Consider the following 23,302-nt stretch of genomic DNA (forward strand, 5'->3'; position numbering starts at 1 on the left):
CGCGTGAGCCTGGCGAGCTGGCCTTGCTGGTTGGCGCGATCGGACTCAGGCAACAAATGCGTGGGTCTGTAGCTCAGTCGGTTAGAGCACCGTCTTGATAAGGCGGGGGTCGCTGGTTCGAATCCAGCCAGACCCACCACACCAATTCACACACCTGGTTGGCAAACCACAGCAGCGACGCGCTGTTGTGGTTTGCCAGTCTCGACTTTTGAAGTCGGCTGTTGTTCTTTAACAATTCGTAGAGTCGAATCAGCGTTGCTGGCGGAAAGCTGGCGCTCGTAAAGGGGCGCGCGGCACCGTGCCGCCAGCGACATTTGATTGCGTCAACAAACTTCAATGCTGAAGCAATTCAGAGAAGAAATTGAAGAACGGCGAACGCGTGATACTCAATGAATGCTCGAGTTGTCGAGCATCTGTCCTTGACGGCATCTGAGGATGTCAAAGTTATAGGGTCAAGTGACTAAGTGCATGTGGTGGATGCCTTGGCGATTACAGGCGAAGAAGGACGTGATAGCCTGCGATAAGCTTCGGGGAGCTGGCAAATAAGCTTTGATCCGGAGATTTCCGAATGGGGAAACCCACCTCGTTTAGAGGTATCGCACACTGAATACATAGGTGTGCGAGGCGAACCGGGCGAACTGAAACATCTCAGTAGCTCGAGGAAAAGACATCAACCGAGATTCCGAAAGTAGTGGCGAGCGAAATCGGAGTAGCCCTCGTGTTTTAGCAGTTGGCATATCAGAACGGAATGGAAAGTCCGGCCGTAGCGGGTGATAGCCCCGTATGAGAAATGTCGATTGTGGAACTAGGCACGAATAGAGTAGGGCGGGACACGTGAAATCCTGTCTGAATATGGGGGGACCATCCTCCAAGGCTAAATACTCGTAATCGACCGATAGCGAACAAGTACCGTGAGGGAAAGGCGAAAAGAACCCCGGGAGGGGAGTGAAATAGATCCTGAAACCGCATGCATACAAAAAGTAGGAGCCCGCAAGGGTGACTGCGTACCTTTTGTATAATGGGTCAGCGACTTACATTCAGTGGCGAGGTTAACCGAATAGGGTAGCCGTAGAGAAATCGAGTCCGAATAGGGCGATTCAGTCGCTGGGTGTAGACCCGAAACCAGGTGATCTATCCATGGCCAGGATGAAGGTACCGTAACAGGTGCTGGAGGTCCGAACCGACTAGTGTTGCAAAACTAGCGGATGAGCTGTGGATAGGGGTGAAAGGCTAAACAAACCTGGAGATAGCTGGTTCTCTCCGAAAACTATTTAGGTAGTGCCTCAAGTATTACCTTCGGGGGTAGAGCACTGTTTAGGCTAGGGGGTCATGGCGACTTACCAAACCTATGCAAACTCCGAATACCGAAGAGTACAGCTTGGGAGACAGAGCACCGGGTGCTAACGTCCGGACTCAAGAGGGAAACAACCCAGACCGCCAGCTAAGGTCCCTAAAATTGGCTAAGTGGGAAACGAAGTGGGAAGGCTAAAACAGTCAGGATGTTGGCTTAGAAGCAGCCATCATTTAAAGAAAGCGTAATAGCTCACTGATCGAGTCGTCCTGCGCGGAAGATGTAACGGGGCTAAGCCAGTTACCGAAGCTGCGGATGCACAGTTTACTGTGCGTGGTAGGAGAGCGTTCTGTACGCCTGTGAAGGTGGGTCGTGAGGCCTGCTGGAGGTATCAGAAGTGCGAATGCTGACATGAGTAGCGTTAAAGGGGGTGAAAAGCCCCCTCGCCGTAAGCGCAAGGTTTCCTACGCAACGTTCATCGGCGTAGGGTGAGTCGGCCCCTAAGGCGAGGCAGAGATGCGTAGCTGATGGGAAACAGGTCAATATTCCTGTACCGCTCAATAGTGCGATGTGGGGACGGAGAAGGTTAGCTCAGCCAGGTGTTGGATATCCTGGTTCAAGCATGTAGGCGTGCTCTTTAGGCAAATCCGGAGAGCTTAGCTGAGGTGTGATAACGAGTCTGCTTGCAGACGAAGTGAGTGATACCCTGCTTCCAAGAAAAGCCACTAAGCTTCAGCTATTGACGACCGTACCGCAAACCGACACTGGTGCGCGAGATGAGTATTCTAAGGCGCTTGAGAGAACTCTGGAGAAGGAACTCGGCAAATTGACACCGTAACTTCGGAAGAAGGTGTGCCTTTAGTAGGTGAAGCCCCCGCGGGTGGAGCCCAATGAGGCCGCAGATAATCGGTGGCTGCGACTGTTTATTAAAAACACAGCACTCTGCAAAGACGAAAGTCGACGTATAGGGTGTGACGCCTGCCCGGTGCTGGAAGATTAAATGATGGGGTGCAAGCTCTTGACTGAAGTCCCAGTAAACGGCGGCCGTAACTATAACGGTCCTAAGGTAGCGAAATTCCTTGTCGGGTAAGTTCCGACCTGCACGAATGGCGTAACGATGGCCACACTGTCTCCTCCAGAGACTCAGCGAAGTTGAAATGTTTGTGATGATGCAATCTCCCCGCGGAAAGACGGAAAGACCCCATGAACCTTTACTGTAGCTTTACATTGGACTTTGAACAGATCTGTGTAGGATAGGTGGGAGGCTTTGAAACCTGGTCGCTAGATCAGGTGGAGCCAACGTTGAAATACCACCCTGGTGTGTTTGAGGTTCTAACCTTGGCCCGTTATCCGGGTTGGGGACAGTGTATGGTGGGCAGTTTGACTGGGGCGGTCTCCTCCCAAAGTGTAACGGAGGAGTTCGAAGGTACGCTAAATACGGTCGGAAATCGTGTTGATAGTGCATTGGCATAAGCGTGCTTGACTGCGAGACTGACAAGTCGAGCAGGTACGAAAGTAGGACAAAGTGATCCGGTGGTTCTGTATGGAAGGGCCATCGCTCAACGGATAAAAGGTACTCTGGGGATAACAGGCTGATACCGCCCAAGAGTTCATATCGACGGCGGTGTTTGGCACCTCGATGTCGGCTCATCTCATCCTGGGGCTGTAGCCGGTCCCAAGGGTATGGCTGTTCGCCATTTAAAGAGGTACGTGAGCTGGGTTTAAAACGTCGTGAGACAGTTTGGTCCCTATCTTCCGTGGGCGCTGCAAGATTGAGAGAGCCTGCTCCTAGTACGAGAGGACCGGAGTGGACGCACCTCTGGTGTATCGGTTGTCACGCCAGTGGCATCGCCGAGTAGCTAAGTGCGGAAGAGATAACCGCTGAAAGCATCTAAGCGGGAAACTCGTCTCAAGATGAGTCTTGCCGGGGCCTAGAGCCCCCTGAAGGGTCGTTCAAGACCAGGACGTTGATAGGCTGGGTGTGGAAGCGCAGTAATGCGTTAAGCTAACCAGTACTAATTGCCCGTGCGGCTTGACCCTATAACTTTGATAGTCCAGGCGACATCAAAGACAGGTGTCACGCGGATCGAAATTCATTCGATCGAAACCGTTCTTCAAACCTGAAGACGCAATCAAAAGCTGATTCGAACTCTACCGAATTGGGCTTGTTGTCCCCAGCGACAACCAGCCAACCAGTCAAGCCTGATGACCATAGCGAGTCGGTCCCACCCCTTCCCATCCCGAACAGGACCGTGAAACGACTCAGCGCCGATGATAGTGCGGATTCCCGTGTGAAAGTAGGTCATCGTCAGGCTAATATCCCGCAAACCCCTCGATCAGTATTGGTCGAGGGGTTTTTGCTTTGGGGCTTCGATTTTTGATCGGAAGCCGGCGAGTCCTTTCCGGCTAGGTGTGAGCCGAGTATGTGGCCGCGCCGATTGACTCATCCCAGGGGCCTAGTGACTTAGGTCAGCGGGGTCCCGCCCCCTTTGTGGGACTGTTTTTTCGGTCGCTCGCGAATAGACTGCCCTCCTGTTTCGGGACCGGAGGGCGGCGTGATGCGTCGAGGGATTGGCAAGAACAAACTGAGTAACCTGTTTTTGCGTGTCGGCGTCGCCGTAGCGCTGGCGGGAGGCGGGCTGGTTGCGGCACAGGCCGCCGAGATCGTCGCCATCACCCCTCGCGGCGAGGTCGCCCAGGTCCAGAACGTGGCGGTGCGCTTCAAGGAGTCCACGACCACGCTCGGCGATCCGCGGCAGGCGGATCCGGTGCGGCTGGAGTGCGGCTCGGTCGAGGTGCAAGGCAAGGGGCGGTGGACGAATGACCGGGAGTGGGTCTTCGACTTCACCCAGCCGCTGCCCGCCGGCGCGAAGTGCCGGGTGGCCGTGCGCGAGGACTTCCGCCCGACCGCGCCCGGGGTGTCCAGCGTCTGGAGCGGCGTGCGCGAGTCCACGTTCCAGCTCGCGGCCCCGACGGTCCTGCAGACCCGCCCCTGGCAGGGCGGCAAGATCGAGGAAGACCAGCGCTTCCTGCTGCAGCTGTCGGGCACGCCCAGGTTCGACACGGTCGCGCCCAACCTCTGGTGCGAATCCAAGGCCCTCGGCGAACGCATCCCGGCGGAACTGCGCGCGAACTCGGAGCGTGATGCGCTCCTGCGTTCGCTGAAGATGGAAGAGGCAGCCAAGCGCCAGGTCTGGGTGCTGGTCGGCTGCAAGCGGCCCCTGCCGGCCGGCACGGACGCGTCGGTGGTGTGGGGACCCGGTATCGCGGCCGGCGCCAACGAGTCCGTGCGCACGCGCGGCGAGCGTCGCTTCCATTTCTCCGTCCGCGCCCCGCTGACGGCGGAGTTCTCCTGCGAACGCGAACGCGCGAACGCGCCCTGCCTGCCGATCCGACCGGTCACCGTCAGCTTCTCCGAGCCGATCTCGCGTGAGCTCGCGCTCAAGGTCCGTTTGAAGAGCGCGGACGGCAGCACCGTGTCACCGGTCGTGCCCAAGCAGGAAAACCAGGAGGCCGCGGGAACGTTGAATTCCGTGAGCTTCCCGGTGCCGCTCGCGGAACAGCAGGCCTACACCGTCGAGCTGCCCGGCGGCATCAAGGACGACAGCGGCCGGCCCTTGTCGAACGCCGCGAGCTTCCCGCTGCAGATCAAGACGGGGGCGGCGCCGCCGCTGGCGAAGTTCGCCGCCGCGCCGTTCGGCATCGTCGAATGGGAGCCGGCCGGTCCGAGCCTGGTCCCGCTGAGCATGCGCCATGTGCAGGGCGACCTGCAGCCGCGCGCTGGCGGTCATCTGCGCATCAAGCGCCTGACCGATGACGCCGAGATCCTGCGCTGGTACGGCCGGCTGTTCCGCCAGAACGAGTGGGAGGACCGCAAGGTCGAGATGCTGAAGGGCGAGAGCGGCCTGCAGTCGATGACGGTGCCGGCCGGCAGTCCCGACAAGGCCATCGACGTGATCGGCGTGCCGCTGGCGCAGCCGGGCTATCACGTGCTCGAGCTGAAGTCGCCGCGGCTGGGGCAGTCGCTGCTCGATCCGGTCCAGCCGATGTTCGTGCGGACCGGCACGCTGGTGACCAACCTTGGCCTGCACTTCAAGCTGGGCAAGGACGACAGCCTGGTGTGGGTCACCTCGCTCGACAAGGGCCGTCCGGTGGAGGGCGCCCAGGTGGCCGTCTATGACTGCCGCGGCAGGTCGCTGTGGAATGGCCGCACCGACGCCCAGGGCCTGGCCCGCATCGATCGTCCCAACCTCGATCGCGAGGAAGGCCGCGGCGAGTGCATCGCCGAGTCGGGACTGTTCATCACCGCCCGGGCGGATCAGCCGGGCAAGCCGACCGATCTGTCGTTCATGTTCAGCGGCTGGAGCCGCGGCATCGAACCGTGGCGCTTCAACGTGCCGGTCACCTGGGGTTCGGAGCGCACCGTCCGTGCGCACACCATCACCGACCGCCCCTTGCTGCGCGCTGGCGACACCTTGTCGATGAAGCACTTCTTCCGGCTGGAGACCGTCCGGGGGCTGAGCGACGCGACGCCGGAGCAGCTCCCCAACAAGCTGCGCATCGTGTTCGAGGGCACGGGCGAGGATGTCGCGACCCTGGACCTGCGCTGGCAGGGCGGGCGCTACGCGCTCTCGAGCTGGAAGGTGCCGCCCGGAGCCAAGCTGGGCCGCTATCGATTCGTGATGGAGCGCGCCGGCGAGGCCGGCGGCCAGCGGACCTGGGACAGCGGCGGGGTACGCGTGGAGGAGTTCCGCGTGCCGCTCGTCGATGCCCGGCTGATTCCGCCGAAGTCGCCGCCGCCGGGGGCGAAGGAGCAGTCGTGGTCGGCCCAGTTGAACTACATGGCGGGCGGCCCGATGGCGAAATCCCCGGTGCAGGTCAGCGCCATGCTGCAGCCGCGCTGGACCGCGATGGCCGGCTACGACGACTACGCCTTCGAGCCGCCATCCAAGGAAGGTCCCGACGAAGGCATGCCGAACGGCGACATGGAGGGCGACAGCGAGACCGCGGGCGCCGCGCCGGGCACGACGCGTCTGCTGGTCGACAAGCTGGCATTGCAGACCGACGCCAAGGGCGCCGCCGCGTTCAAGGTGCCGTTGAAGGGGACGATCGACCGGCCATCGGAACTGCGTGTCGAGTTGAACTATCGCGACCCCGATGGCCAGACGCACACCCGCGCGGCCTCGCAGGTCGTCTGGCCCGCCAGCGTGGTCGTGGGCCTGCGGGCCGCGACCTGGGTGGCCAACGGACAGCCGCTGCAGGTCCAGGCCGTGGCGCTGGACACGAATGGCAAGCCGGTGGCGAACCAGAAGGTCTCGGTCGCCGCGCGCCAGGTGCAGACGCTGAGCACGCGCAAGCGCCTGGTCGGCGGCTTCTATGCCTACGAGCATCAGCGGAGCCTGAAGGACCTGGGAGAGTTGTGCAGCGGCAAGACCGATGCGCTGGGCATCATGCGCTGCGAGGTGTCGCTGAGCCAGAGCGGGCAGGTCGAGCTGATCGGCGCCGTGGCGGACGACGGCGGCCGCACCGCGCGAGCCGCGCGCTCGCTGTGGGTGACGCGGGCCGGTGAACTTTGGTTCGCACAGGACAACGACGATCGCATCGATGTCATTCCCGAGCGCCGCCGCTACGAGCCGGGCGAGACCGCGCGCTTCCAGGTGCGCATGCCCTATCGCGACGCCACCGCGCTGGTGACCGTCGAGCGCGAGGGCGTGCTCCACAGCGAGGTGCGCCGGCTCTCCGGCCGCGACCCGTGGCTGGAGCTGAAGATCGATCGCGACTGGACGCCCAACGCCTATGTGAGCGTGCTGGTGCTGCGCGGCCGCCTGCGCGAGGTGCCGTGGTACTCGTTCTTCACCTGGGGCTGGCGCGAGCCGGGCAACTGGTGGCGTGAATGGCGGGCCTCCGGCGACTACCAGCCGCCCACGGCCATGGTCGACCTGTCCAAGCCGTCGTTCAAGCTGGGCATGGCGCCGATCGAGATCGGCCAGGCCAAGCACCGGCTGAAGGTCGAGGTCGTGCCGCAGCAGGCGCAGTACGGCGTCCGGCAGAGTGCCCAGGTCAAGCTGCGCGTGACGCAGGACGGCAAGCCAGTGCCCGATGCGCAGATCGCCTTCGCGGCGGTCGACGAGGGCCTGCTGGCGCTCGCGCCGAACGAGAGTTGGAAGCTGCTTGACGGCATGATCCAGACGCGCGCCTGGGGCGTGACCACGGCCACCGCGCACAGCGAGATCATCGGCCGCCGGCATTACGGCCGGAAGGCCGTGGCGGCGGGCGGTGGCGGCGGCTTCGCGACGCGCGAGCTGTTCGACACGCTGCTGACCTGGCAGCCGCTGGTGGCGGTCAACGCGCAGGGCGAAGCGCTCGTGCAGGTGCCGCTCAACGATTCGCTGACCCGCTTCCGGCTGGTCGCGGTCGCCGATGCGCCGGGCCAGCGCTTCGGCACCGGCGAGAACAGCATCAACGTGAGCCAGGACCTGCAACTGCTGTCGGGTCTGCCGCCGCTCGTCCGCGAGGGCGACCGGGTGCAGGCCATGCTCACGCTGCGCAACGCGACGGGCCGCGCGATGGACCTGCGGGTGACGCTGGCGGGCAAGGCGGCGCTCGACACGGGCGAGCAGCCGGTCGCGGCGGAGCCGCGCAGCGTCAAGCTCGCGGCGGGCCAGGCGCAGGAACTGAGCTGGGACGTCGTCGTGCCCGGAGGGGCGCGGCGCATCGTGTGGGAAGCGCAGGCCCAGGAGCAGGGCGGCCCGGGCGCGAAGGACGCGATGCGGACCACGCAGGCCGTCGAGCCGGCGGTGCCGCTGCGCGTGCTGCAGGCGACCCTGCGCCAGCTGGACGGTCCGGTCAGCATCCCGGTCGCCGCCCCCGCGGACGCGCTGCCGCCGCAAGGCGTCAAGCGGGGCGGCTTGCAGATCGGCCTGCAGCCGCGGCTGTCGACCGCGCTGCCGGGCATCCGGCGCTACTTCGAGCAATACCCGTACACCTGCCTGGAGCAGCAGAGCTCGAAGTACATCGCGCTGCATGACACGGCGGCCTGGGACGGCCTGATGGGCCAGCTCGCGACCTACCAGGACGCGGATGGCCTGTTCGCCTACTTCCCGCTGTCGCGCACCCTGACGCAGGGCAGCGACGTGCTGACCGCGCATCTGCTGGCGGTCGCCCAGGAAGCCGGACGCGCGCTGCCGGCGCCGCAGCTGAACAAGGCGCTGGACGGGCTGGCCGCCTTCGTCGAAGGGCGGCTGGAGCGCAAGTTCTGGTCGCCGCGCCCCGACGACGAGCCGCGCCGCATCGCCGCGCTGGCGGCGCTGGCGCGCTACGGCAAGGCGACGCCGCGGCAGCTCGGCACCGTGGACGGCCGCAATCTGACGACCTGGCCGACCAGCGCCGTGATCGACTGGCTGGTGCTGCATCAGCGGATGACCGACGCGCCCGATCGCGTGGCGCAGATCGCGGCGGCCCAGAACCAGCTGCGCGCGCGGCTGAGCTTCGCCGGCACCACGCTGCGCTTCGTCAACGAGGACACCGATGCCTGGTGGTGGCTGATGGGCAGCGGCGACGCGACGGCGGCGCGCGCGATCCTCGCGCTGGTCGACGACGCCGGCTGGAAGGAAGACCTGCCGCGCCTGGTGGTGGGCGCGCTGGCGCGCCAGGAGCGCGGCGCCTGGTTCAACACGACCGCGAACCTGTGGGGCGTGCTGGCGCTGGAGAAGTTCTCGGCGCGCTTCGAGGCGCAGGCCGTGAAGGGCCGGACCGAGGCGAAGCTGGCCGGTGCGTCCGCGGCGCTGGACTGGTCGGCCAAGCCGGACGGCGGCGACCTGAAGCTGGCTTGGCCGGCGGCGGGCAATGGCACGTTGTCGGTGACGCAGGCGGGCGACGGCAAGCCCTGGGCGACGGTGCAGGCGCTGGCGGCCGTGCCATTGAAGGCGCCGCTGAACGCCGGCTACACGCTGAAGCGCACGGTCACGGCGGTGTCGCAGAAGGCGGCGCCGAAGTGGTCCCGCGGCGACGTGATGCGCGTGCGTCTGGAGATCGATGCCGCCGCCGACATGACCTGGATGGTGCTCAGCGACCCGATGCCGACGGGGGCTGCCGTGGTCGAAGGGACGATCGAGTCGCAGGGTGAGCGCGCCGAGGGACAGGCCTGGCCTGACTTCATCGAGCGCAGCTTCACCGCGTGGCGCGCGTACTTCGGTTATCTGCCGCGCGGGCATCACGTGCTCGAGTACACGGTCCGCCTGAACAACGCCGGCCGCTTCCAGATGCCGACGACGCGGGCCGAGGCGATGTACGCGCCGGACCGTTTCGGCGAGCTGCCGAACGCCACGCTGGAGGTTCAACCTTGACGCTGACGGGCGCGCGCTCGCGGCCGGTCCGCAGGGCCGCGCTCGCGGCCGTGCTGGCGGGCCTGGGGATGGCGTCCGGCGCGGCGTCGGCGGAGGAACCGCCGAGCTTTGCCCAGACGCGCGCGTCGCATCCGGTGTCCGACCTGCAACTGCTCGATCGCCGCGGCGAGCCCTTGCAGACCCTGCGGGTGGATCCCACCCGCAGGGTGCTGCCCTGGGTGGCGCTCGAGCAGATGTCGCCCTCGCTGCTGCGCGCGATGCTGGTGTCCGAGGATCAGCGCTTCTACGAGCACAGCGGGGTCGACTGGTCGGCCGTCGCCGCCAGCGCCTGGGCCAATCTGTGGAACACGCGCACCCGGGGCGCGTCGACGGTCACGATGCAGCTCGCGGGATTGCTCGACGAGGATCTCGCGCGGCGAGGGGGCCGCAGCCTGATGCAGAAGCTCGGGCAGGCCTGGGTCGCCGGTCGGCTGGAGAAGCGCTGGACCAAGGCGCAGATCCTGGAGGCCTATCTCAATCGGGTGCCCTTGCGCGGCGAGCTGGTCGGCGTGCCGGCGGCGGCGCAGGCGCTTTTCGGCAAGCGGCCCGCCGGGCTGGATGCGCGCGAGTCGGCGATGCTGTCGGCCATGCTGCGCGGGCCGAACGCGTCGCCGGAGACGATCGCCACCCGCGCTTGCGGCGTGCTGCGCGCGATGGCGCAGCGGTGCGACGGGCTCAATGACGAGGTCGGCGCGGTGCTGCGCCGCAAGGCGCTGACGGTCGCGGACGCGCCGCAGTGGGCGCCGCATTACGCGCGGCTGGCGCTGCGCGCGGACGGGCCGGCGGCGCAGCGCAGTTCGCTGGACGCGACCTGGCAGCGCGTCGCCGTGCAGTCGCTGCGGCGGCATCTGGCGGAACTGTCGGGGCGGCAGGTCGAGGACGGGGCGGTCGTGGCGCTCGACAACGCGAGCGGCGAGGTCCGCGTCTGGGTCGGCTCCAGCGGCAGCCAGTGGTCGGAGGCGGCGCAGGTGGACCATGTGCTGGCGCGGCGGCAGCCGGGCTCGACGCTCAAGCCCTTCCTGTACGAACTCGCGATCGAGCGCCGGCTGATCACGGCGGCCAGCCTGCTGGACGATTCGCCGACGCAGGTCGCGACGGCGGCCGGCCTCTATCTGCCGCAGAACTACGACAAGCAGTACCGCGGCTGGGTCAGCGCGCGCGCCGCGCTGGGCAACAGTCTCAACGTGCCGGCGGTGCGCCTCGGGCTGATGCTGACGCCGGAAGCGGTCTTCGAGCGCCTCAACGCGCTGGGGCTGCAACTGCCGGAGACGGGCGGCTTCTACGGGCCGTCACTGGCGCTGGGCAGCGCCGACGTGACGCTGCTGTCGCTGACCAATGCGTATCGCGCGCTCGCCAATGGGGGGCGGTACGCCGACGCGCTGCTGCCCGCCGCCGGCGCGCGCGATCCGGCGAAGGAGGGCAAGGGCGGCAAGGCCTCCAAGGGCGCCAAGGGTCACGGCGCGGCGGCGCCGCGCCAGGTGGCCGACGCGAGGGCCAGCTTCATCGTCGGCGACATGCTCGCCGACAACAACGCCCGGGCGCTGACCTTCGGCTTGTCCAGCGCGCTGGCGCTGCCGTTCCCGGCCTCGGTCAAGACGGGCACCAGCAAGGACATGCGGGACAACTGGTGCGTCGGCTGGAGTTCGCGCTTCACGGTCGGCGTGTGGGTCGGCAATTCGAGCGGCGAGGCGATGCAACAGGTCTCGGGCGTCAGCGGCGCGGCGCCGGTCTGGCGCGAGGTGATGCTGGCGCTGCATGCCGGACGGCTGCCGGCCGCGATCAAGCCGCCAGCCGGGCTCGTCGCGCAGGACACGCGTTTTGACGGCGGGCAGGAGCCGCCCCGGCGCGAGTGGTTCGTCACCGGGACGGAGCAGGCCGTCATCCGCCAGGCTGGCACGCCGGTCGCGCTCAGCAACCCGACCGATGGCGCGATCTATGCGCTGGACCCGGACATCCCGCCGGCGGCGCAGCGCTTGCGCTTCTCGCACGAGGGGCGCCTGGAGCAGGGCACGGCTGGTTGGCGCCTGGACGGCCGGGTGATCGGACGAGGCGCATCGGTGGATTGGCTGCCCATGCCGGGCCGGCATGTGCTGGCCTTGCTGGACGGACGAGGACAGGTGCTGCAGCAGGTGCGCTTCGAGGTGCGCGGGGCGGGGTTGAGAGCGCCGGCCGGGATCGGGACAAGGCCCCAGGCGACGGCGGCGCGGCCGTCGCCGGGCTGAGCCCATCCCGTCATCCCGCAAGTCAGCCTCCCCAGGGCGCAGTTCGTCGCCCCCCGCTGGCGGCCGGGGGGCTGACTTTCGATACTCCCTGCATCGTCGCCAAGATCCAGATTCGCGCGGGGAGAACATGCAGAGCCGACAACGACAGGTGCCCATTGCTCACCGGCACACCTTCAAGATCCTGAGCATCGCCGTGCTTGGCGGCGCCATGCTGGCGCCCGCCGCGCCGGTCCATGCCAGCGAGGTGGTCAAGCTCGCCCGGCTGCTGATCACCGGGAAGCGCCAGCCCAGCCGGCCGGCGCCGCCTCAGCCGGCCGCCCCCGACCGCGACGCGGCCTCCCAGCCGCAGAGCCGCTCGCCGGATGGCGAACTCCACGCCCAGAATTCGCGCCGCAGCGCCGAGGGCGGCGCCGTCATCACGATCGACTGAGATCCGCCGCGCGCTCGATCGCCGGCGGCCGCGGGTGCAGCCGCGCCATCGTGAACGCATCGACATAGCGCCCATCGCGCAAGGCAAAGCCGCGCAGGCGGCCTTCGTGCTCGAAGCCGAAGCGCTCATACAGCCTGATCGCCGGTTCGTTGTCGACGAACACCGTCAATTCGATCCGCAGGATCCCCAGCCAGTCATCGGCCTGACGCGTCAGCGCGTCCATCAGCGCCGAACCCACGCCACGGCCATGCGCGTCCGGATGGACGCTGATGTCCAGCATCATCGCGTGACGCCGCCGCACCTGCGGCCCCACCGGATGCAGACCGGCCGACCCCACCAGCCGATCGCCGTCGAAGGCCAGGAGCACCAGCTCCGGGCTCGAGGGATCGGGTGCCTTCGAGAAGCGTTCCTGCCACAACAGCTCCGAGGTGAAGGGCGTCTGCAGCAGCCAGGGCTGCACGCCCGGGTGTCCGAGCAGCGCGGCATTGGCGGGGCCGTCCTCCGGACGCGGCCGCCGCAGCGTGATGCCGTCGGCGACGCGCAAGGGCGCGCGTGCGCCGGAGCGAGCGTCGGCAGGGCGGGGCGAGGTCGTCGGGGTCTGCATCGGGGTCTCCTTGTTGGGGGTGGGAAGGACCGGGGGCTGAAATGCGCCCTAATGCAGCTGTTGCCCTCGACCCAGATGCGGGGTTCGGGTTCACTTACAGCATGCCACGAACCCCAACCTCAATATTGATGCTTGTCGATCGGCGAGCTCGTCTAGAAGCGGAACTCAAGCGGCTCCAGGCTCTCAAAAATGAGTCTGCAGCGCTCTATCGGACAGTCAAATCGATTATGAAGTCAATCGACGACGAGCTTGCTTCTAGAGGCATAGACGAAAACTGGGAGGGGCTTCCACCGCGTCCGTCAACCAGATCCTATGCCCGGGGGCAATACGGCGCCTTGAATAACATGATCCTCAGGGGGTTGAGAGCGAAGGGCGGCGGTCCTATTTCATCAACTGAATTACTTCAGTGGATCGACTTGCATTGGCCTCAGCAATTCGCCCGCCCGGAAGATTACGAAACGTGGAGGCAGAACGTGCGCCGTCGCATGCGACACCTTAAAGCCAAGGGCATCCTCGTCTCGTTACCAAAATCTGGCTCAAAATTTGGACCGGCTGACTGGAAGATTAACGAGACACTCGCGGAGTCATCGACCCGGGCGGCGGACACTCAAGCCATTCCCCCTCGCGCCGATTCCCTTGATAATATCGCGCAAACGAAGGGGACGGGCCGCAGCGGCGAAGGCGGCTGAAAATATCCTGAAGCTTCTCTTTTGCCGTCAGCTTGCGGTTATCCTCTCGCCAAGCCATCTCGATGCAATAGTCCAGCAGATACCTCATTCGCATTCCGCGATAGACGCCAAATTCGGATCGCCTGAGCCTGGAGATGTAGGATTCAGCCTGATTGTTATTGACCCCATCGTAGCGGTAATATTCTTTTGAATGATTCACCGTGTCGATCTCAAAATACGCAGCCAGAGACGTGAAGGCATTACCGCTGTCCGTCATTAGCCGCGCGGTGGGCGCGAGAATCCGTCGCATCAACGGAACCACCTCGGCAGCGGTCTCCTTCTTGAGGATGGACACGATCGTCCGAACAGCCCCTTGCTTCGGGTCGTCGGAAAGCTGTCGCACGACAAGGGCCACGCGTCGGTTTTTTAATTTCTCGACGTTCCATGATTCCATTTTGGCGCGGCGAATAGTTGGATCGATTGCGGCCTTACGCCCTCGAAGCTTCGTATTAATAGCCATTGACTCATGCGGTTTTCGGCGGTTTGCCCGACGCGGCTTGCCGCAAAAGTGTCCGCCATCCGCTTGAACGACACCTTCCAAAGGGGCAGTGTTCCATGTCCGGACAAATGTCTCGTCGATCTTACGCTGGAGTAGCCAAACTGTGCGGTGGTCTAAACCGAGCATTACGGAAGCCTCGTTTGCACCTTTTCCGGTTGCCGCGGTCGCAAAGATAAAAATTGCTTGAATAAGCTGCCTGCAGGTAACCTTGCGATTATGAAATGGGGTCCCGGACGTCGGACTAAAGCAGCTGTGGCAGTCGCGGCAGCGCCATTGCTTCCTGGCGGCGCGCAAATAGTGTTTGCCAACGAATCCGCAGCGAGGGCAGGCAAAATTGTCTCGGCTGCCAAAGGAGAATTCGGTCAGAACGAGAAAAGCTTCTTCCTCTGTCCCGATCGAGTTGATATCAAAGTCGCGAAACCGTGGCGACTGAGTGAAGTGACGTGCCATACGTCGCGTACCCGAGTAGGAGGCGCGACCTCTTCCTAAAGGTCGCAACAGCCGGCCTTAGCCGGCCCTCACGGGGCGCAGTGGCGCGTTGATCCAGCCGGAACACCTGCTCAGGTGCCCCTGCTCTTGACGTCGGCGCGCCACAGGCACATACTTGACGTGCAAGTCGCTACTTGTGCACATCAAAGGGCTCGGAAATCCCCTGCAAGGGATTCCGGGCCCGTGCTTTTTGAGCCCCAATCAGATGCATCCGGTTAGCTGTCTGTCATTGAACGCTCCTTTAGAGGTGATTGGGCTCGGTCCGCGAACGACGCCCTAGCGTGGAAGCCGCCGCATCAGCGTGCTGTTGTCTCGCGAACCACGCAGCGATGCGCCGACCGTACGGCCACCCGCGTCGTCTGCCCGGGAGCAACAGCACCCGGGGCGGATGCCGTGCGAAGTCGCGCCGCTTTCGCAAGTTCATCGGCTACCGGCGAGCCACGCAGCCAAAGCGCTGAGGTTGAAGAGGTAGCGCTTGAGCGCAGATGAGTCAGCAAGGCTCGACGCCGTTCCCCTGGACGGTGTCCGGGTGTGAGGCTGCTCCGGTCCACGGCTGCTTGGTCAGCCACTCGTCTACATCAGTCGTCTTCCATCGGCGCAACCGTCCGATTCGACAATGCTTCGGCGCGTCGCCGCTCGCAACCAGCTGTTCGAACCGACGCTGCGAGATGCGCAACAGCTCCGCCACTTCTTGCGCAGTCATCAATGTCTGCATTTGCTGCTCCTTCGTGCTGGTGCAAGTCTCTGCAATATGAACGCCGATGATTCAGAATTTTGAGGACAGCAAATGTGAAGCGCATGGCTGCCTAACTCTTTGATCCGGCAAAGCGTCGCCAGCAACACGGACGAATACGCGATTGAACAAAAGGAGGCTGGATGCGTGGCTCTACGAGCCCCGAGTGCTCGGCGGAACGCTCGACAGCGCGTGGAAACTAGGCGTGCGCGCACTTGTGAATGCCGCTCAGGCGGGATTTGCCTTACGTCGAAAAACACCTGTGCGCTGGCCCGACGGACGCGCTGGGACGGCAACCTTCGACCAGCGGCTCGCGGAGATGTTGACGCGGCTGAGGATTCCGAAGATTCCGGCCACGGCGCCGGCAAAGGACGTGTCGAGGGCGCTCATTGCAGGGTTGCGAGCGCAGGCTCAACTGACCATCAAGCTTGACGAGCGCCTAACTCCGACCGGCTTTCGCGCCATCCTGGAGCACGCTACGCGGCTATGGCGAGCTTCTGTGAAGCTGCCCCTTGACACCGCGACCCCTTTCGCACTTCTGCGCAGCGCATACCTTGTTCTATGCGCCGCCTTCAGCCGAGTCGGTCCGCCGACAGATGTGCATGTGATGGCGTTGGCGCTGCTCGGCATCGCCTGGCTTGGCATCCGCAGAACACGCCCCTGCAAGGTCTGTTTCCGATGGGCTACGTCCGGCCAAACGTTCTGCCTCGAGCACTCACGTTCCAGTGCCGGTCGCGGAACGTCACGTGAGCGGGACCTTCGTCAGAAACAAGCGCAGCGCCTTGGCCCATGGGCCGGCGTAGCGAAGCGACCCAGGGGTATTTCCCTTAAGCGGATGCCGTTCGTGGTCGCCCGTCTACTGTGGAACCTTCGCACGGGTACTGAAGCGACGATGCTCCGAGCCGCCATCCGAGTGATCGATGAGAGCGTTCATCTGCGCGCAATACCCGGTCTGCCGAGAAAGGCGACCGTGCACTCCGACACTCTGCAGGCGCTGCGCGACTCATTGGATCCGTTCGAGTTCGATGCGCCGGCATGGCTGGACAAGCTTCATGCGGCGCATCTGTGGCTTGACGCGCAAAACAACACGACCGGTCACCGCGGCGGGGGAAAGGCCATGCGGTCACGCATGCTCAAGGCCTGCCAGTTAGCTGAGGGCGGCTTCAATCGAGGCGAAATCGCGCAGGCTCTCGATTTGGCGCCAAGTGCGGTTTCCAACTGGCTAAACCGATATGCCGATCCTCGCCACGAACTTTACGAATTGAGGGAGCGCTTGGCCCAGGCCGTGGCACGAGGCGGGTCGCCAAAACGGAAAGGCGCTGTGCGGCGCGAGATGCGCCGGCGCGTTCGGCAGAAGGAGAGGTGATGACACCGGCCTAGCTTGACCAGCAGCCAGTCGGTGACGACCACGCCCAGCGGCTTGCCCACGACGAGCGCGCTGGCCAGTACCGGCGAGCACCCACTAGGCGCCGCCGGCGTTCAGGTCAACGCTGCCCAGCGCCATGCCAGCATTGGCCAGTATGAACAGCGGCGTCGCCCCAAACGCCACCCAGGGGGCAGTGCCATCTGCACGCGGACCACCGGCGGCAGCACTTCGCGCTGCGCATACCGCAGCTCGCGCAGGGGATACGCCAATTGCCCGGCATCCCGAGTGTGGATAACCTCTAATTCCGACTGGCACGGCAAGTCGAGGAGGCTTCAAAAGGACAAGCCGCAACTCGCATCTTGCCCATAACTCATTGCCAGCTCGGCCATGGACAGGCTAGTTGCCTCGCGAACCACGATGACCTGACCTTTCTGCTCTGCATCGCGACGTCGGCAAAGCCAAGTATCAGGCTTCACAGCTACCGCTACGGCTGAGCGGATACGCCGGCCAAGGTCGGTGGTCGGAACAGGGCCGCGTGTGCGCTTCTGAGCGTCAAACGCAAAATCCACCACCAAGCATAGACGCATTCGACCGAATTGCATTCTTCTTGATCGAGCAGCCCGTGCGCGACCTGGTTGCGCAAATTCATACCGAGAGCGCTACAGAAGAGCACCTTCAGCTCGAAGGTGAGGTCTTCACCGAAAATTTCGGTAACGGCCGGATACTCAACGAGCGTACTGAGCCCGTTCTCCGTATCGATTCCGTCCTTGAGGGTGGTCGTGGGGACTTGGTGCTGCTTGAGTTTACAGCGCACCAAGTGCTCGATCTGAGGCGCAAGCAAATATGTTGCGGTGGCGAAGTCCCCCTCGAAACCCTCCCACAGGCCTTTGGCAAACTGGCTCGCGCGTCCCTCTGGAACGATGGGCGCCCTTTCCATCAGTTCCTGCAGATGCGCTTTGCTCACGGTGTGCTCGCAGATGATCGTCCTCAGCGCCGGAACAATCTGGCTCTGAACGACATAGTTCGCGTCCATCCGGTAGTGCTGGATCACGGTCTCAAAGAGATGGGCATCGTCCTCGGAAGGACCGCTGCCCGAGCTCGCAGGAGTCTTGGCGATCACCCGCCCATCGGGCCCGAAGTGCGCTGAGCCCATCAGTCTGCGCATCACGGAATGCCGCACAGAAGACTCCGCACTCGCTCTGAGCCGGCTGAGTTTGGCCCCATCGTGCAAATGCGCTAGGAGCATCAATGCGTCGATACCCTGTTTGCCGCTGACCACTTGCTCGGCATGGCGGCTGATGTCCGTGATGTCTATCTGTCCAACACGGATCTTCGGCATCATGGCGATGCCCCTTTGCCCTGACTCGGTCATACGCAAGCGCAAGCGATCAATCGCCGCGTCTAAGCTTCGTGCACGCCTCAGGTCCTTCGGAATCGTGCGCAGAAGCTCAACTGCCTCCTCGAAGAACGAGTGTGCCACCAGATGCCCGGTGGTCTTATCGACCTTGATTCGATTATCCGCATCCCGTTCCCGGCATGCAGCTCGTGCCACCACCATGTCAGCGGCGCGATCCTTGTTTCCCAAACGCGTGTACCACTCGCCTGCCAAGCTCAAATAGCTGTCGGCGGGAAGCGTCTCGTCGGCGCTCGCAAACCGCTCACCGCGGACTGCCAGGAGATCAGCAATGGTCTTGCCCTCATCCTTGGCCAAGCCGCAGTCGAACAAGACTCTGGCTGCGGCCTTGCCGATGTGCGCGTCCAGCGGAATCTCGGACTTCGCCAGCGCGACCATCGCCGTTTCAATTTTCTCCAGCCGGTCACCGGCTGCTCGGCCGATTTGCCGGCAGAGTACGATGGCTCGCTGGCGCTCGTTCAACGCCGCGTGATAGGTGGCTTCATCGATGGGCGCGTCTCGGTAGGCGTCGATCGCACGCAGAGCATCGGCAACATTCTTCTTCGGACGCCGGCAGATCCAGGCCACATCCGATAGTCGGGCTCGAAGCGATCGATGCGCCAGACCGTCGGCGACGTCTGAGAGAAGCGTCGCGTCGTCTGCCGAGAAGTCATCCGCCAGCGCCGAGCGCTTGTCCTCGAACACTGCCACAGGGCCCAACGGCGCATTGACGCTACCAGGCCGCAACACAAGAGAGCAAGCGGATGCGACCAGCCAAAGCGCTTTGACCTTGGACCAGTCTGGCTCTGGACTTTCGGCCTGCGCGGCCGCGGCTCGCGAAAGTCTATGCCACATCGACATGCAGTCGACGCTTTCGATTGAACACTCGGGGACCTCCGCCAGAGCAGTAAGCGCAGTCGCGCCATCAGTCTGGGTGTCCTGCGGATACTTGTGCATTTTCGAAACGGATTTTCGGCACCGTCGAAGCGAGGAAGAGGCGTCTCAGGCGACTAGAGCACCACCGCGTCTTCAGGACCGTCGAGATTACCTGCAATGAAGTTCAGCCTCCCAGGCGAGGTTGCCCCAATTCTTTGACTGAAGTGCACGTTGCAGCTGAACGCCGAGTTCGGCAATGTGCGCAGCGCAGCCGGACAGACCGCTCTGCGGGCGGAGGCCGCCATTCGACTTCCCGTCCCGAAGGTCGCGCTGCGGCCAACAAGCGACAATCAGGCCTGGGAGCGAAGAGTGGATCTTCAACTACGGCCCTCGAATGTAGGGCGATCCTGAGCCAGAGGGCGCTACGATGCCCACCGTGTCACACGCAAATCAGCACTATGTGCCAAGGTTCCTGTTAGAGCCGTGGCATACCCCGCCCGACTACAAGCTGACAGCGTTCCGTTGGGCGGACGGCCACTTGGTAAATCGCCGGTACAAAGCAAAGTCGGTCGCCAAGGAAAGGCATCTGTATTCACTGGAGCGCTCCAGGGTTGAGCCCACGTCAGGACTGTCGGAAGATAGGCAGATTCGAAACCAGCTTTCTCCTTGCGCTGCCGCTGAGCCCAAGAAGTAAGTTCTTCGCCTTCAAATGACGACCAAGTTTTCGAAAGGGTCAATGCGGCGTTTGTGATGGCGGCAAACGTGAACGCTGTGTCATCGGCAGAGCGCTACGTCTACGCGCCGAATGCGGTGCAGGAGCCATTGGTCAAGAAGCTGCTACGCAAGCCGTAGTCGGTGCGTTCGAGGCTCTTGGCAAGTGCACGGTCTTACCGACTCCGAGCACCGCCTCAATAGAGGTGGCGGATATCACTCAGTGTGAGGCAGGCTGCCCGGCACCTCGTCCAGGGCGGCGCAAGCATCTTGCCATCCCTGGCAAGTCTCTGGAAACTGCCTGTCAAGGAGAAGAATTGACCGCTGAAGCTGTAGACCTCTGGCAACCCGATCCATTTCCTGAGTTGACCATTGAGCGCGGTCCCGACGGGCTTGGCGTTGGCGAGTGGGTGCCATTCGAGAAGCACCGCTACCTTTGTCGCTACTTGAACGCGACGCGCGAGGCACAGAAACGCTTCAAGCAGCGCGTGCTGATCGACCCCTTCTGTGGCCCTGGTCGCATGCAGGTAAAGGGCGAGGCCTTTACCCGCGACGGTGGCTCTTTAATCGCCTATGGCCAGTCGGTGCTGTCGGGCGCTCCCTTTACGAGGGTTCTAATCGGCGACATTGATGCGGACCGGGCAGCTGCTAACGAGCAACGCTTGGTCGCACGCGGCGCGCCGGTGCAGAAGTTTGTCGGCCCGGCCGTGGATTCGGTGGACCAGATGGCGAAGGCCGTGCCGTTCGGCGCCCTCGCACTGGCCTACATCGATCCGTACAACCTCGAGCATCTTTCGTTCTCCATCATCGAGCGGCTGGCCAAGGTGGAATATGTCGACTTTGCCGTGCACTTCAGCCTTATGGACCTGACTCGCAATATCGACATGGAGCTGAACCCTGCGCGCGACCGTTTCGACCATGCGCTACCGGGGTGGCGGTCACTGGTGCCACCGAAGATCTCCAAGAAGAATCTGTCGTTGTGGTTCTTCGAGGAATGGTGCAACGCAGTGAAGGCGCTGGGCTTCACAGTCAGCTCACAGATGCCACGCATCACGGACGGCAAAGGGCGGTCGATCTACCGGTTGGTCTTCTTCTCGCGTCACCCGCTGCCCGATCGCATCTGGGGCGACATCGCGCGGAGCCAGAATCGAGAGCTGTTCCCCGAGTGATCTCATTCGGGTACGGCAGGAAACTCCGCTCTAGTTATCGATGCACGTTCGGCAGAAAGCCGCCCATGGGCTGAAAATGGTCTGATGTCTGGCGGCAAGCGGCCCACAGGAGTCTGAAAAAGTCATCGAGTTTCTGCCAGCCCTCTGGGCGGCTTTGCCCATGGACCTGGAACGTCACCATCAGGTGCTGACCGAGTCCTGGATCGTCTGTCCCGGGGGCGAGGCTACCGTCCGCCGCAGGTTGCGACAGGCATCGATCCCTGTACAGCACGTTGCACAGGGCCAACCCGGCGGACACGGCACTTAGGGGAGCTGCTGCGTCGACGCGCTGTAGCTGCTCGTACAGATGCTCGATGAATACGGTCGGCGCGCCTTCGACGCAATTTGCGCCTGGCACACGATGCATCAGCATTACGCGTCCGTGCAAAACCAATGGGAACTCGGATGGCTTGCGGGACTTGGGCTTCTCTGGGCCTCGAAGGGCGCAGTCGCAGGTCTCCAGCACCGATTCCGGTCCGTTGATCCACCGCAGGAACTCGAAGAAGGTTTGCACCGCCGGCTGATTGGCATGCACTCGATAGTCTTCCAGCACGTCCGGAATGCGTTCCGGCTCCCGTCGAAAGTCTATGAAGCCGGCTTCGCCCTCCCTGCCTGCCACATACGGGTGCATCCTGGGCTTGGACCAGCCAGCGTCGGGCGCAGGAAACACATCCATCAGTTCTCTCCCTCAATGCAGTTGTAGGGGCCGCTTGCGCAGATGGTAGATGACGCAGCCGGGATGCTGTGCGTCAGCCAAGCCGGAGCCAGGGAGTGACCTATCCGATGGCTCGCCTCATCAAACAACATCGCGTCGCCACCTCTATAGGCCCGCAGATTCGCAGCCAAACCACGTCCACCGAGCGATGCTTGATTAGTGGACGATCGTACAATAAGATGGCCAAATGGCTCGCCCCAACAATGACCAGAGGCACCTTCGCAAGTTGCGCGATCTCTATGCGCGACTAGGTTGCCTTCCGTCCTATAGCGTCATCGCTAAGGCCTTGGGCTTCGAGGCTAAGAATGCCGCCTTCAAGATGGCCCAGCGACTCATTGCGAGCGGACATCTCTGCAAGGCGTCTGGCGGACGGCTCGCGCCGGGGGCAGAGTTCTTCACGTTGGAAATCAGCGAAGACGAGGTGCGCGCCGGGTTCGGCGCGGATCACTGCGGCACCGGTCTAGTCCAAGCGCAGACGTTGGATCAGTTGCTCGTGACCCGACCATCGAAGACTGTCTTCGTCAGAGTCAAAGGTGAGTCGATGGCCGAGGCCGGCATCCTCAGCGGCGATATCGCGGTCGTAGAGACCACCAGTCAGGCCGTACCGGGCGACATCGTCATCGCCGAGATCGATGGGGCTTACACCATCAAGGAACTGCGGATTGATCGGCGTGGTGCGCAGCTTGTGCCTCATCAAGTTGGCTTCGTGCCTCGACGCCCAACGCGCACATTCACTGTCCTCGGCGTGGTGAGGGGGATCATCAGGAATCTAGCGAGCCCCCCGCCGAGGGCTAAGCTTGCAACACAGGGAGCTGCACGATGACGACAACCAGCAAGATCGAATGGACGGAGCAGACGTGGAACCCGACTGTCGGGTGCACCAAGCTGTCTCCGGGATGCAAGAACTGCTATGCCGAGGCCATGGCGAAGCGCCTCAAGGCGATGGGCACGCCTGGCTATGAGAATGGCTTCGCGCTCACGCTGTTGCCTGAGCGGTTGAACGACCCGCTCAAGCGCAAGAAGCCGACGGTGTACTTCGTCAACTCAATGTCGGATCTGTTCCACGACCGCGTGCCTGACACATACATCGAGCAGGTCTTCGCGGTCATCGAGCAGACGCCTCACCACACCTACCAGATCCTCACCAAGCGTGCCGCCCGGATGGCGCGCTTCTTCCGCACGCGAACCGTGCCTGACAACGCTTGGCTGGGTGTCTCGGTGGAAGACAAGAAGTATGGCGTGCCGCGAATCGATCACCTACGCACGGTACCCGCTCGGATCCGGTTCCTTTCGGTGGAACCCTTGCTGTCGGATGTAGGCGAGCTGAACCTCAAGGACATCCATTGGGTCATCGTCGGCGGCGAGTCCGGCCCGAAGGCCAGGCCCATGAAGATGGAGTGGGTCGAGTCCGTTCGCGAGCAATGCCAGGAGCAGGAGGTTGCCTTCTTCTTCAAGCAATGGGGTGGCTGGGGTGCCGATGGCAAGCGTCGGGCGAAGGCCGCGAACGGCCGCGAACTCAACGGGCGCACGTGGGACGAGATGCCCGAAGGCGCAATTGCGCAGTTGAGCATGTGATTGGTGGCGCGCCGCTGTCGGCGGCGCGCCACATGCGCCTTGATGTCCCGGTGGCGGGCGTGCACATTCGCGATCTGG

The 23,302-nt window shown here is 63.5% G+C and carries 12 protein-coding genes, 1 tRNA gene and 2 rRNA genes; 10 read left to right on the plus strand and 5 right to left on the minus strand.

Annotated features, from left to right (window positions below; genetic code table 11):
* Positions 1 to 62: 62 nt before the first annotated feature.
* The 6 genes from ACEN96_RS08725 (at position 63) to ACEN96_RS08750 (ending at position 12,327) form a co-directional block, all read left to right on the plus strand.
* Positions 63 to 139, plus strand: a tRNA-Ile gene (locus ACEN96_RS08725).
* A 311-nt stretch (positions 140 to 450) separates the two neighbouring features.
* Positions 451 to 3,331, plus strand: a 23S ribosomal RNA gene (locus tag ACEN96_RS08730).
* Between the two features lie 161 nt (positions 3,332 to 3,492).
* Positions 3,493 to 3,605: ribosomal RNA gene (gene rrf / locus ACEN96_RS08735) — 5S ribosomal RNA — on the plus strand.
* A gap of 244 nt (positions 3,606 to 3,849) precedes the next feature.
* Positions 3,850 to 9,636 carry an alpha-2-macroglobulin family protein gene (locus ACEN96_RS08740; RefSeq protein WP_495587634.1) on the plus strand — a complete coding sequence of 1,929 codons (5,787 nt, stop codon included), beginning with the start codon at positions 3,850 to 3,852 and terminating at the stop codon, positions 9,634 to 9,636.
* Between the two features lie 68 nt (positions 9,637 to 9,704).
* A complete protein-coding gene (gene pbpC, locus ACEN96_RS08745; protein WP_495588582.1) occupies positions 9,705 to 11,897 on the plus strand; it encodes a penicillin-binding protein 1C in 2,193 nt (730 codons plus the stop codon).
* 127 nt (positions 11,898 to 12,024) lie between these two features.
* Positions 12,025 to 12,327: a hypothetical protein gene (locus ACEN96_RS08750; RefSeq protein ID WP_495587635.1), complete on the plus strand. Its 303-nt coding sequence runs from the start codon at positions 12,025 to 12,027 to the stop codon at positions 12,325 to 12,327.
* Here ACEN96_RS08750 and ACEN96_RS08755 read toward each other — a convergent pair.
* The 3 genes from ACEN96_RS08755 to ACEN96_RS08765 form a co-directional block, all read right to left on the minus strand.
* Positions 12,314 to 12,931: a GNAT family N-acetyltransferase gene (locus tag ACEN96_RS08755; RefSeq protein WP_495587636.1), complete on the minus strand. Its 618-nt coding sequence runs from the start codon at positions 12,929 to 12,931 to the stop codon at positions 12,314 to 12,316. The two genes, ACEN96_RS08750 and ACEN96_RS08755, sit on opposite strands and share 14 nt — an antisense overlap.
* A 564-nt stretch (positions 12,932 to 13,495) precedes the next feature.
* Positions 13,496 to 14,608, minus strand: a complete 1,113-nt coding sequence (locus ACEN96_RS08760) for an IS1595 family transposase (protein ID WP_495587637.1) — start codon at positions 14,606 to 14,608, stop codon at positions 13,496 to 13,498.
* A gap of 529 nt (positions 14,609 to 15,137) precedes the next feature.
* Positions 15,138 to 15,362 (minus strand): helix-turn-helix transcriptional regulator, encoded by a 225-nt coding sequence (locus ACEN96_RS08765; RefSeq protein WP_495587638.1) that lies wholly within the window; start codon positions 15,360 to 15,362, stop codon positions 15,138 to 15,140.
* 142 nt (positions 15,363 to 15,504) lie between these two features.
* Here ACEN96_RS08765 and ACEN96_RS08770 point away from each other — a divergent pair, with 142 nt between their 5' ends.
* Positions 15,505 to 16,746, plus strand: coding sequence for a hypothetical protein (locus tag ACEN96_RS08770; RefSeq protein WP_495587639.1), 1,242 nt, complete (start codon positions 15,505 to 15,507; stop codon positions 16,744 to 16,746).
* Between the two features lie 484 nt (positions 16,747 to 17,230).
* On the opposite strand, the gene ACEN96_RS08775 is transcribed toward ACEN96_RS08770, so the two are convergent.
* A complete protein-coding gene (locus ACEN96_RS08775; protein WP_495587640.1) occupies positions 17,231 to 19,096 on the minus strand; it encodes a DUF4209 domain-containing protein in 1,866 nt (621 codons plus the stop codon).
* A 947-nt stretch (positions 19,097 to 20,043) separates the two neighbouring features.
* Here ACEN96_RS08775 and tcmP point away from each other — a divergent pair.
* On the plus strand, positions 20,044 to 20,895 hold the full coding sequence (gene tcmP, locus ACEN96_RS08780; protein ID WP_495587641.1) for a three-Cys-motif partner protein TcmP: 852 nt from the start codon (positions 20,044 to 20,046) through the stop codon (positions 20,893 to 20,895).
* Between the two features lie 34 nt (positions 20,896 to 20,929).
* Here the strand turns inward: tcmP and ACEN96_RS08785 are convergent, their stop codons facing one another.
* Positions 20,930 to 21,610, minus strand: a complete 681-nt coding sequence (locus ACEN96_RS08785) for a hypothetical protein (protein WP_495587642.1) — start codon at positions 21,608 to 21,610, stop codon at positions 20,930 to 20,932.
* 226 nt (positions 21,611 to 21,836) lie between these two features.
* Here ACEN96_RS08785 and ACEN96_RS08790 point away from each other — a divergent pair, with 226 nt between their 5' ends.
* The gene (locus ACEN96_RS08790; RefSeq protein WP_495587643.1) at positions 21,837 to 22,472 is read left to right on the plus strand and encodes a LexA family protein; all 636 of its coding nucleotides are present in this window, start codon (positions 21,837 to 21,839) and stop codon (positions 22,470 to 22,472) included.
* On the plus strand, positions 22,469 to 23,224 hold the full coding sequence (locus tag ACEN96_RS08795) for a DUF5131 family protein (protein ID WP_495587644.1): 756 nt from the start codon (positions 22,469 to 22,471) through the stop codon (positions 23,222 to 23,224). Before ACEN96_RS08790 ends, ACEN96_RS08795 begins: the two co-directional genes overlap by 4 nt.
* Positions 23,225 to 23,302 lie beyond the last annotated feature (78 nt).

It is taken from the genome of Roseateles sp. Mitsp63 (genome assembly GCF_059491535.1).